Source organism: Acinetobacter sp. DSM 11652, assembly GCF_900109815.1.
Classification (GTDB): domain Bacteria; phylum Pseudomonadota; class Gammaproteobacteria; order Pseudomonadales; family Moraxellaceae; genus Acinetobacter.
This window is the reverse complement of the sequence record NZ_FOBK01000003.1, coordinates 256,471-267,640: the sequence shown is the minus strand read 5'-3', so window position 1 is coordinate 267,640 and position 11,170 is coordinate 256,471. Positions and strand designations below refer to the sequence as shown.

The 11,170-nt window shown below is 37.8% G+C and carries 9 protein-coding genes and 1 rRNA gene; 4 read left to right on the top strand and 6 right to left on the bottom strand.

What is annotated here, in order from left to right; genetic code table 11:
- The first annotated feature begins 146 nt into the window (after nucleotides 1–146).
- Nucleotides 147–261: ribosomal RNA gene (gene rrf, locus BMW42_RS04960) — 5S ribosomal RNA — on the top strand.
- A 211-nt stretch (nucleotides 262–472) separates the two neighbouring features.
- On the opposite strand, the gene BMW42_RS04955 is transcribed toward rrf, so the two are convergent.
- From BMW42_RS04955 to tssH, 6 genes are read right to left on the bottom strand one after another with little or no spacing between them, the layout of a single operon-like run.
- On the bottom strand, nucleotides 473–1,450 hold the full coding sequence (locus BMW42_RS04955; protein WP_092766619.1) for a M15 family metallopeptidase: 978 nt from the start codon (nucleotides 1,448–1,450) through the stop codon (nucleotides 473–475).
- Complete coding sequence (locus tag BMW42_RS04950) at nucleotides 1,447–2,064, bottom strand: hypothetical protein (RefSeq protein WP_092766618.1); 618 nt, start codon at nucleotides 2,062–2,064, stop codon at nucleotides 1,447–1,449. The genes BMW42_RS04955 and BMW42_RS04950 overlap by 4 nt, the downstream gene beginning before the upstream one ends.
- A 12-nt stretch (nucleotides 2,065–2,076) precedes the next feature.
- The gene (gene icmH, locus BMW42_RS04945) at nucleotides 2,077–2,880 is read right to left on the bottom strand and encodes a type IVB secretion system protein IcmH/DotU (protein WP_092766617.1); all 804 of its coding nucleotides are present in this window, start codon (nucleotides 2,878–2,880) and stop codon (nucleotides 2,077–2,079) included.
- 19 nt (nucleotides 2,881–2,899) lie between these two features.
- The gene (gene tssK / locus BMW42_RS04940; protein WP_092766626.1) at nucleotides 2,900–4,264 is read right to left on the bottom strand and encodes a type VI secretion system baseplate subunit TssK; all 1,365 of its coding nucleotides are present in this window, start codon (nucleotides 4,262–4,264) and stop codon (nucleotides 2,900–2,902) included.
- Between the two features lie 5 nt (nucleotides 4,265–4,269).
- Nucleotides 4,270–5,388, bottom strand: coding sequence for a type VI secretion system protein TssA (gene tssA / locus BMW42_RS04935; RefSeq protein WP_092766616.1), 1,119 nt, complete (start codon nucleotides 5,386–5,388; stop codon nucleotides 4,270–4,272).
- A 22-nt stretch (nucleotides 5,389–5,410) separates the two neighbouring features.
- Complete coding sequence (tssH, locus tag BMW42_RS04930; protein ID WP_092766615.1) at nucleotides 5,411–8,107, bottom strand: type VI secretion system ATPase TssH; 2,697 nt, start codon at nucleotides 8,105–8,107, stop codon at nucleotides 5,411–5,413.
- 432 nt (nucleotides 8,108–8,539) lie between these two features.
- On the opposite strand from tssH, the gene BMW42_RS04925 reads away from it, so the two are divergent.
- Genes BMW42_RS04925 through tssC form a run of 3 tightly spaced genes read left to right on the top strand, consistent with a single transcriptional unit; the run spans nucleotide 8,540 to nucleotide 11,142 of the window.
- The gene (locus BMW42_RS04925) at nucleotides 8,540–9,127 is read left to right on the top strand and encodes a hypothetical protein (protein WP_092766614.1); all 588 of its coding nucleotides are present in this window, start codon (nucleotides 8,540–8,542) and stop codon (nucleotides 9,125–9,127) included.
- Nucleotides 9,128–9,155: 28 nt separating this feature from the next.
- Nucleotides 9,156–9,668 carry a type VI secretion system contractile sheath small subunit gene (tssB, locus tag BMW42_RS04920; RefSeq protein ID WP_092766613.1) on the top strand — a complete coding sequence of 171 codons (513 nt, stop codon included), beginning with the start codon at nucleotides 9,156–9,158 and terminating at the stop codon, nucleotides 9,666–9,668.
- Complete coding sequence (gene tssC / locus BMW42_RS04915; protein ID WP_092766612.1) at nucleotides 9,661–11,142, top strand: type VI secretion system contractile sheath large subunit; 1,482 nt, start codon at nucleotides 9,661–9,663, stop codon at nucleotides 11,140–11,142. The genes tssB and tssC overlap by 8 nt, the downstream gene beginning before the upstream one ends.
- Nucleotides 11,143–11,170: the final 28 nt, after the last annotated feature.

The window sequence follows — 11,170 nt, the reverse complement described above, 5'->3', positions numbered from 1 at the left end:
CATGACAAATAACTTGATTTAGTTAGATAAAACGCTAAACTGCACCAATTAAAGCAACTCAAATAGCTGTTAATAACTTCTTTGACCAAGCAAAGGCACGCAAACAATACATGCGAATAAGACCCAAGCAAAGTCACAACAGTTGTGCTGGCGACAATAGCAAGAGTGAACCACCTGATCCCTTCCCGAACTCAGAAGTGAAACCTCTTAGCGCTGATGGTAGTGTGGGGTTACCCATGTGAGAGTAAGTCATCGCCAGCTCATTATTCTAAACACCCCCTTCAATACAAGGGGGTGTTTTTTTATGTAGTAAAGAATGAAATAAAGATATAAAAATAAAGGGAAAGGCATGGGTACGGGAAAATTAACTTCTAAATCAATGTCTTCACATAGTTAATTACAAGCGCAAAATATATCAATAAATACAAAAATGCCTGTATCGTTAACAGGCATTTAGAGAATCAACGGATTATTACTGTTCTATATTGCTTGCCATTAAATTACCTTGTTCAGCTTCTCGAATGAAACGATCATGAGTTTCCTTGCTACGAACCAAGCCAGGCATTCGATATTCTGTATGACCGTAGTCATGAATTTTTGTCCAACGTCCTCCCCAAACTAAACCGACAGACTCAGCAACTTGACCATATAACTGATAGCCACGCATAGCCCAAGGATCACGTTCAGAAATAACGACTTTACCATCTCGCTTGAATGCGACATCAGCTGCCAAACCAAATTGGTGATAGCTACGGTATGCAGTCGCTAAAGTGGTTGCTTTATTCCGAGATAGGCTATTTTGTCGTGCAGGACTACGATAACCCTCTAGTAATACTAATTCATAGCCATGTTGTTCCTTCATAATTTTGAAGACCATAAGTAATCGTTGTTTATAGCGTGGATGCATCTTGTCCCACTTACGATTTACCATTGAAGTATCGAGATGACCATGAGAAAACTCTGAATTTTCTACATTAGGAATAGTTGTCGATGAAACAGAACCGCCAGTTTGAGCTTGATATTGTTGCTCAAGACGTACAGCTTCAACGATTGCTGCATCGACGAGACTTTCTTCAACCTCTGGAGGAGGGGAAAGAATTTCCCCATTTAATAAGTTATAAATTTGAGGATCAGCTTTCTTTAAATAGTTCGCTTCTATTTTTGTAGGATCAACGGGTTTTGTAAAAGCAAAAAGCATAATACTGCTAAGTAAGAAAAAACCAGCAATGAGTATCCACCATTGCTGTAAGTGCCAATGCGTTTGAATTTGGTCTGCTGAAGCAGCATGATTCATTTCATGTGCAAATTTACGTGCGTTTAAAAGCTTTTTTTTACCTTGTGGTAATAAGCTTTGTGCAAAATCTATTACTTTTTGTCTTATCTCATAAGACATCAATAAAGTCAGTGCGATGATTAATATCACAAAACTGACAATGATAAAAAAAATCACGGTGCAGGTTCTTTAGCAGTTCGTGTGACTGAAACTTCTACGCTGGCTACAGGAATATCAATATTTTCATCAGTGTCAGCTTTACTTTCAGCAACTTTATTTGCATTGGCTGTCGTAGGCTTAGACTCAGGCTTTTTTATGGTTTTCGGTAATGCTTCAGTTGTGGTCTTTTTTACTGGTTCTGCTTTAGGTGGAACTTGGGAAGTTTTGTTACTTAAAGGTTGTGCTTGATTAAAAGTTGATTCGAAGGGATTTTTACTTGAAGTCACTGGTTGAGTTGCTTGAGCAGAGTTTGTTTGCTGATGTTTGAAAATATTATTAAGCTCATTTAGCTTGGGTTGAGCTTGGTGATATTCATCAGGTTCAGATTGCTCGTTTTGATCAGCTTGGGTGATTCCCGAATCAATATTGGACAATTTATCATTTGAGTGTGTTGAATCTGTATCTGCTGCGTTAATCGGTTGGAAGCTTGATTGATTTAAATAGGTATAAAAAGCTAAAGATGTGGCAGAGATACCAATTGCTACACCAATGATCCCGCTTACTAGAGGCGAAATTTTTTTATTTTTTTTAGTAGGTGTAAGGACTCTAATATTTTTCTTTTCTTGGCTCATATTGAATATCTTTTATGGTAAATGAATCGTTATGTGGGCCTGTTCAGCAGGTGCACTAATGACATTATTATATTGAGTCATGGCTTTGGTCTCTTGTTGACTGAGCATATAGCGAAGTCCAGAAAATGCCAATAATGCAAAGAGGAGTAAAAATAATAGAATCCAAGCGAATGGAAGTTCTTTATGAATAATGTTTTTAATTTGATCAGGCAATGCAGCGAAAGGTGAAAAGAGGGCTTTTTTACCTTTTAAATAATCTATTTCATCGCCTACGCGTGCAACCAAATGATTTAAGCTTTCGATTGATTCAATACGGTATTTACCTTGAAAACCTAACAGTAAACAGTAGTGAAAAACTTCTAAAGCTGCTAAGCGATCTTTTCCACGAGTTCTAATTTTTTCTAATAAGTCAAAAAATTGATAACCTGCAAGTTGAGATCCAAATAAAGTTAACTGAAGAGGACTAATCAACCACGAATTTTGTAAATGGAAATAACTAGGGTTCTGTTGTGTGACAATCGTTTCATCAAGTAATGCACAAAATGCATATTTGGCATCATGGATATCCTCGGCTGAAAACTGCAACTTCTTCGCTTGTAATTCGAAACGTTGTAGTTGATCCATGATTTTTTGGCGAAATTCATCGACATTGTCAGGAACGTATTGGTTACGAATTAAAAAAACGATGTAGAAACCGTCATGCATTAAATCAACCAAATTAGAAGACTGCGTCAATTTATTCTGTTGCTGTGGTGTAGAGCCTGCTCCAATCTGACCGTCATCGAACAGTGAAGGTGCTCCATTAGGCATATTCATATTTTTCTCTTCTCAATCTCTAGCCATTCATCACTGCGATGAGTTCAATACTGATATCTTGGAATCCAGCAGGTACATAAATACAGATGGTTTCAGACTCCAACATGCGTTGATAGAGTTCATGATGAGGTTCAATTTCAAAATAACTCACACCAGAGCGGACTGGAATCGCAGTAGGTACTTGCATCAAATGGTGAATCGGAATAGCAGGCAATGCAGAGACGACACGTTGCTCAACATCGACTGTTGTGCCCACTTTAAAACGTAGTGGGACAATTTGTACAAGTTCGTGTGTCTGCATCATTGAACTAGACACAGCAATATACAGACGAGATTCGCGAGTGATCTTATCTGACTCTAAGCTACCAACCCAATACGAAGGACGTATTTCTTTAAGACTGATATTGAAGTATCGACTTGAAATGATTGTGTCGAGTAACTCTCTTAAAATGACATCTAACTGCGCAAAGCTATCTTGTAAATTATGATGTTGATATTGAGGTAAATGTTCAACTTCATAGGCTGTTGAGAATGTCAGTAATGAGCCAGTCAATCTGAGTAATTCAAAAAATAAGCGTTCAGGGTGAATTTGGGGATGAGTCAATAAATGGCTGAGAGTTGCATGAGCAGTATTCAATGCATTCACTAGCCAAAATGAAACAATGTCACCTGATCTAAATTCAATTAATTTTTGTTCGTTTTCGCGATTGTTGGTTTGAATAGTTTTGATTTTTGCTTTAATGACATTCAAGGTACGTTTTAAATTAGCAACCAATGACTCACATGAAGCAATATGCAAAATTGGTGGAATAAATTTTGTATCAAGTTCAAAGCTTCCTGAACTATGACGCTTAATTTTTCCTATCGACAAATATAAAAAACCATCCAGTTCATGAGGAGTATCATTCTGAGATTCCAGTAATTTCAGCTCAGCACGACGACGAATGTAAGTAATTTCAGCAGGTGTGGCATCTGTGAACAAATCATGAGTTTCATTCAGATACGAATGATATCGACTTGGTTGTGTCGAAGCCTCATGGGCGATATTACGCTTGTTTGGTTGAACGATAGGGAGCGCAAGAAAAATGGTCATTTCACCACGGAAATTGAGCTCATCGAGCAGTACGGGCTGAGGTAAAAGATCTCGCGAAGGAGCAGCGTAAATTTCACCATCTTGCCAAATCATTTCAATGTGCTCAATTGCTAGCACATGGGTCGTTAATTGAGATTCATCAAATTTGAGCTGTTGTACCCCATATGCGAATGGAATGGTGGCGCGAATAGTTTGATTTAAACGCTGTTCATGATAACTGTCTTGAATTTGAAAGTGCTGCGGTCTTAAAAATAGACCTTCACCCCACAGTACTTTTTCTGCTTTAAACATTGAGATTACCATTCATTAGATTCATTGCTATTTTTTACACCCAAGAGTTCATGGACTGATTCCAATGGGTTGTTATCGTTTTTAATGACTTGTGCGAGCCATTCATGAAGCGGCATTTGGCTCCATTTGATGGTTTTTTGAAGCATATAACTCACAGGACTATGTGGTTCATTTGCTTGAAAATAATCCGCAATATCTTTAAGCACCCGCATTGCTTGTTCACGATTTTGTAGATGACTTTGTGGTTGAGGTTGAAATGACTGCTGAGTTACTGCTGCTTGTATATTTGCTGTTGGAGCAGAATTTATATTTGAATTGTTTTCTTGGAATTGTAGGTCTTGATTCATGTCAGGAGTATCCTCAGACATTAAAAATGCATCTGCTTTATAAATTTTTTTCAGTGTTTTATGTATGTCTTCCAACTGAGAATCTGTATTTGCGAAACTTGGAGCATCTAATTGCATCAGTTGATCAAGTACTTGCTTGAGGGTATCCCAGTGCGTCAAAATTTCTAAAAAGAACTGATAATTGTTGTATTGGAAACTTTTTGAGGTATTAAATAAGCTTTGTTCGAATTGCTCGAGTTCTGGATGATTCTGAGAAGATCCATAATCATCAGCATTTTTTAATCTTACATTTTGTTGATGCAGTAATTTTTCATAATCATAGATTGAATAGAAAGGAGCTGAATTGATGAGTGGAACACGTTTAATCAAAGCAGGTAACTGAGAAGTCAAACCTTGCAATAAACCCAGACGTTGATCTAAATCATCATCTTCAATTTCAGGATGTATATCTTTCCAATAATTGGATAACATACGATGCGAAAGCTCAAGGCTACGAGCGACTCCTTCGTAACCGTAGAGTTGACTCCAAGCTTCGCTTAACCAAGTCAATAAACGAATATCTTTACTTTTTTGAGTCAGAACATCGATACATTTTGCCGAAACAAATGACCAATCTGCTTGTTTAGGTTCAGCTACCCAATCCCCCATATCTAAGAGCGGATCATCTTGGGTTTTCGCTTTCTTGATTTCATGAAATTCATTCGAAAAAGATAGATCTTCGCCACAGATTGCTTGATCTGAGATTGGTTGAAGTAGCTGTTCTATATCAATGTTCATATTAATTTATATACTCAAATAATTATGCTTCAACAATTTTCTTTTTGGTGGCTTTACGCTTTTTCGGTGCTGTTGTTGGATCTAATCGATACTCAATCACGTCATCTTTACTATCAATTTGAATTAATTTAGGCACTTTGTTATCCGCTAAGGCAATCAATATTTGTGTTGCTAGTTCAGGTAAAACTGAAGAGTTTAGAATATTGTCTACATTACGTGCGCCACTATCGACTTCTGTACAGCGACTTAAGAGGAGTTCCACCAAATCATCGGTGTATTCAACACGTGTTTGATATTGTTTGAAAATACGATCAGTAATTTTGCCTAACTTATGATGAATAATACGCACAAGTAGATCATCATGGAGTGGGAAGTAAGGCACGATACGCATACGTCCCAAGAAGGCAGGTTTAAACTGTTTATATAAACTTGGTTTTAAATGTTCAATTAAGTCTTCTGCCGTAGGCCATTCTTCTACAGGTTTAGTCAAACAGGCCTGCATAATTGCGCTTGAGCCAGTGTTAGAGGTCAATAAAATTGTGGTATTTTTAAAATCGATAACACGTCCTTCACCATCTTCAAGTGTGCCTTTGTCAAAGACTTGGTAAAATAACTCTTGAACATCTGAATGTGCTTTTTCAATTTCATCTAACAAAACAACGCTATACGGATTGCGTCTAACAGCTTCAGTGAGGACACCACCTTGACCATATCCTACATAGCCTGGAGGCGCACCTTTCAATGAGGAAACAGTATGAGCCTCTTGATACTCAGACATGTTAATCGTGATGAGATGAGATTCCCCACCATACAGCTCATTGGCTAAAGCTAAAGCCGTTTCTGTTTTCCCCACACCACTTGGTCCAACCAACATAAATACCCCTTGAGGCTTGTTTGGATCTTCAAGTTTTGCTTTAGAGGTTTTGATTCCTTGAACAAGTTGATGCAGGGCATAGTCTTGACCCATGACGCGTTGTTCCAGTTTTTCTTCTAAACTTAGAATTTGCTTAATTTCGTCATTGACCATTTTTCCTACAGGAATACCAGTCCAATCTGAAATAATCTCATTAATGATTTGAGCATTAACACGTTCAAATACCAGAGGTTGTTCACCTTGTAATATTTTTAAATCTGATCTGAGTTGCTGAATCTGATTTTTAAAATCATTACTGTGTTCTTCATCTTTTAATTCAGAATTTTTTTGCTCAAGTGTTTTGATTTTTTGAACAATTTCTAGTTCTTGTTTCCACTTTTCAGTTGTGGCATTTAACTCATTTTCTATTTCAGTGATCCGATTTTTAAGATTGGAGATGCGTTCGTCATGCTGTGGGAACTGATTATTCTCTTGTTCCAAAATATCTAATTCAAGCAATAAATTATGATTTAGAGCATGTAGCTGATCTAACTTTACCGGCTGAGCATTCTGAGTTAATGCCACACGAGCGGCAGCAGTATCTAAAACACTCACTGCTTTATCTGGGAGTTGTCGACCAGCAATATATCGATGTGAAGAATGAACAGCAGTCACAATGGCTTCGTCATCGATTTGAAGATTAAAGTGTTTAGCCATGACAGGAATCATGGCGCGAAGCATATCAATCGCAACTTCTTCAGTCGGTTCTTCAACTTTGACGACTTGGAAACGACGACTGAGCGCCGCATCTTTTTCAAAATATTGCTTATATTCAGCCCATGTAGTTGCAGCAATTGTTCTTAACTCGCCACGTGCTAAGGCTGGTTTAAGGAGATTCGCCGCATCATTTTGACCAGCTTGACCGCCTGCACCAATCAGTGTGTGTGCTTCATCAATGAAGATGATGATAGGATGAGCGGAACTTTGAACCTCTTGGATGACTTGTTTTAAGCGATTTTCAAACTCACCTTTTACACTTGCACCTGCTTGTAATAGACCCATATCAAGAACATGGATATGTACATTTTTTAATGCATCAGGCACTTGGTTGTTGGCAATCTTCAGCGCTAAACCTTCAACGACAGCAGTTTTACCTACGCCTGGCTCACCTGTTAAAATAGGATTATTTTGACGACGACGCATCAGAATATCCAACATAAGGCGAATTTCAAACTCACGTCCAATGACAGGATCAATCCCACCGTTAAGCGCTTTTTGAGTCAAGTTAATGGTGTATTGATCTAGTGCAGGTGTTTTTGCATGAGATTCTGAACTTTGAATCGTATCCTGATCCTGAACATCATTTTGATGATCAGCTTGAGGGAGATGCTCTTCAATGCTAGCTTTACAAATTTCTATAAATTTGTGTTTCATCGTATCAATCGGGAACAGATCGAATAAACTCGATGCACGAAGCGCGATTTGATATAAATCTCCTGCAGTCAATAACGCAACTAATAAGTGCCCGCTACGGATGACTGGGGTTTGATCTGCGGAAGCAATAAGCCAAGCTTGTTCTAGCAGACGTACAATCGATTGAGCAAAAATAGGTGTACGCGTATTGCCTTTGGGCAAGTGCGAAATCGTTTCTTGTAAATCATCGATCAGTGCATTTTTAGAAATTTTATAGTGATCGAGCAAAATAGAGAGATCATTTTTTACGTTTTGATTTAATAATTCGAAGAGTAGATGTTCAATTTCGATTTCGTAATTTTGTTGATTAATACAATAATTTGCAGACTTTTCTAGTGCTGTTCTTGTCGTAGGAGATAGTTTTGTAATCAAAATTTTCAAGTTATTCATCAGAATTCTCTGTGTTCAAATTATTTAAAGTTACTTAAAATAAACCTAGATAACGTCTATTTTTAAGATTTTTAACGACTAAATATTTAATAAACAATAATTTTTAGTATGAAAAAATTCACCCATATTTTTTATTCTACCTAAATAAAGGTGATAAAAAAACTATCCTATAGTGTGAATCGTTTACAGAACTATATAATTTTGTAACTTAAAAAACTTAATTGTTTCTTTATTATAATGGTCATAATGTTGACTAAGTTTGCATTTATAAGTTTAAATTTTAATTAAATCTAATATATAGAAGACATTGCTCTAAACATTGAGTGTGTTAAAAAATGATTTAATGAATCATATAGTTAATGTAAATTTAATAATAAATGAGGGTGTATTTTGAATACTAAAATTCTGCTTACAACTCTGCTAATTGGGTTGGGGATGGCGTCTACAACTTACGCAGATGAAGTAAAACTCAAAAGAGGTTGTGTTAAAGATCATCCATTAGTAGCGGGTGAAACAGACCAGACATTGCTACAAATTTATGCTCAAGCATGTGATAAAAAAAATAAAGACAACAAAAATGGTTTTCTAGCACAAGCAGCTCAGCGTTTTCAACAAATCGGACAAAATCAGAAAGCACTTCAATTGGTGAACAGTCTTAATGCACAAAATGTTCAGCACTCATCGTTAACAGATACTAAGTTTTTAGCTGGAATCGGAATCGCGAATGAGGCATTAGAGCAAATGCGTGGACCAGAAGTACGTTATTTGACTGAAGAGACTTACGAACCTGCGTTGGCACTTTCTGAAGCAGTTAAAAAAGCTAAACCTTTGACTGTAATCGAAACCAAAGTTGAAGAAGCACCTAAGCGTGTTCAAGAGACTCGAACTACTCGACAGCCTGCACGTACGACGCGCCGTGCATCGACTCCAGCAAAAACAACACCCGCTAAAACAACGACACCTGCGAAAGTTGAAAAACCAGCAGCACCAAAACGTGAGAATCCATTTGGCTCGTTGAACTGATCAAATTACAAATTTAGGAAAAAATAATATGGCTAAGCGTGAAAGTGTTCAAAAAAAATTACAACGCATTCGACCACCTCGAGTACAACTGACGTATGACGTAGAAGTAGGTGATGGTAAAGAAATAAAAGAACTTCCTTTTGTTGTTGGTGTATTAGGGGACTTCTCAGCAGCATCTGAACTTGAAAGAACCAAACTGAAAGATAAGAAATTTATTAATGTGGATTTGGATAACATTGATGAAGTAATGAGTTCGCTAGCACCAAGAGCAGCCTTCCAAGTTGAAAACACAATTTCGGAAGAGGGTGGAAATATGTCGGTAGATCTTACTTTTAACTCAATGGAAGATTTCCGACCTGAAAATGTTGTTCAACAAGTTGACCCTTTACGCAAATTGGTTGAAGCGCGTGAACGCCTTTCAGATTTGCGTAATAAAATTTCAAATAGTGAACGTCTAGAAGATCTGCTTGATGAAATTCTTCAAAATACAGATCAAGTACGCAAATTAAGTGCTGAAGCAGGAGGCGACGACCGTGAGTAATTTACAAACCGCACCTGCGACAAGCAATGCTGTTGAAGAAACGAGTCTTCTGGATTCGATTGTTGAACAAAGTCGAATTGCGCGTAACGATGATGAACATGTTCGTGCGAAAAATTTAATTGGGGAATTAGCCAAAGAAGTTATGGCTGGAACAATTACTGTTTCAGAAAACATGACGGTCTCAATAGATAAGCGTATTGCTGAAATTGATGCTTTAATTTCTGCTCAATTAAGCAAAATTATGCATCATGAACAGTTTCAAAAGATTGAGTCGACTTGGCGTGGACTTTACTATTTCTGTCAAGAAACACCTTCAAATCCTTTAATTAAAATCCGCATTTTAAATACCACTAAAAAAGAATTGATTAAGGACTTCCAAGGCGCAACTGACTTTGATCAAAGCACATTGTTCAAAAAAGTGTATGAAGAAGAATATGGTTCTTTTGGTGGTGCACCTTACGCAACTTTGATTGGTGATTTTGAATTCGATCGCACACCGTCAGATATGTATCTTTTAGAACAAATCTCTCATGTTGCCGCTGCCTCTCATGCACCCTTTATTTCAGCAGCAAGCCCTTCAATTCTAGGTCTTGAATCTTTCACTGAAATTGATCGTCCTCGTGATGTATCTAAAATTTTTGAAACTGCAGAATATGTACAGTGGCGCTCATTCCGTGAAAGTGATGATTCTCGCTATGTGGCTTTAACTATGCCACGCGTTCTGGGTCGCCTGCCTTATGACCCTAAAGAGGGTTGGGCAACAGAAGGCTTTAACTTCGTTGAAGAAGTCTCAGGTGAAGATCACGATCAATATCTCTGGATGAATGCAGCATACGGTTTCGGTACACGTTTAACGAATGCATTTGATATGCATGGTTGGTGTGCAGCAATTCGTGGGGTTGAAGGTGGTGGTTTAGTAGAAGGCTTGCCAGTACATACCTTCAAAACCAATGATGGTGAAGTCGTATTTAAGTGTCCGACAGAAGTTGCGATTACGGACCGCCGTGAGAAAGAGTTGAGCGATCTCGGTTTTATTCCATTAGTACACTGCAAAAACACAGACTACGCAGCGTTCTTTGGGGCTCAATCGACCCAAAAGCCTAAGAAATATGATAGCGATACAGCGAATGCAAATTCAGCACTCTCAAGCCAGATTCAATACATCATGGCTGTGTCGCGTATTGCGCATTATTTGAAAGCAATGATGCGAGATAAAGTCGGAAGTTTTGCTTCAGCTGGAAATGTAGAAAGCTTTTTGAATGATTGGTTATCTCAATATGTATTACTAGATGATGGTGCATCACAAGAGGCCAAAGCTAAGCGCCCGCTTCGTGAAGCATCTGTAAAAGTTGTGGAAGACCCGGCGAACCCTGGTCACTACAAATCGGTCGTGTTTTTAAGACCGCACTTCCAGTTGGACGAGTTGTCGGTATCTTTGAGACTTGTCACTGAGTTACCTCAGTCCTCTAATTAAATAGAGCAACTTTATAATAACGTTAAAT

Bases quoted from the DNA above. Each gene is read 5' to 3' on its own strand.
- BMW42_RS04950 (WP_092766618.1), bottom strand. From the start codon at position 2,064: ATGAGCCAAGAAAAGAAAAATATTAGAGTCCTTACACCTACTAAAAAA.
- icmH (WP_092766617.1), bottom strand. From the start codon at position 2,880: ATGAATATGCCTAATGGAGCACCTTCACTGTTCGATGACGGTCAGATT.
- tssK (WP_092766626.1), bottom strand. From the start codon at position 4,264: ATGTTTAAAGCAGAAAAAGTACTGTGGGGTGAAGGTCTATTTTTAAGA.
- tssA (WP_092766616.1), bottom strand. From the start codon at position 5,388: ATGAACATTGATATAGAACAGCTACTTCAACCAATCTCAGATCAAGCA.
- BMW42_RS04925 (WP_092766614.1), top strand. From the start codon at position 8,540: ATGGCGTCTACAACTTACGCAGATGAAGTAAAACTCAAAAGAGGTTGT.
- tssB (WP_092766613.1), top strand. From the start codon at position 9,156: ATGGCTAAGCGTGAAAGTGTTCAAAAAAAATTACAACGCATTCGACCA.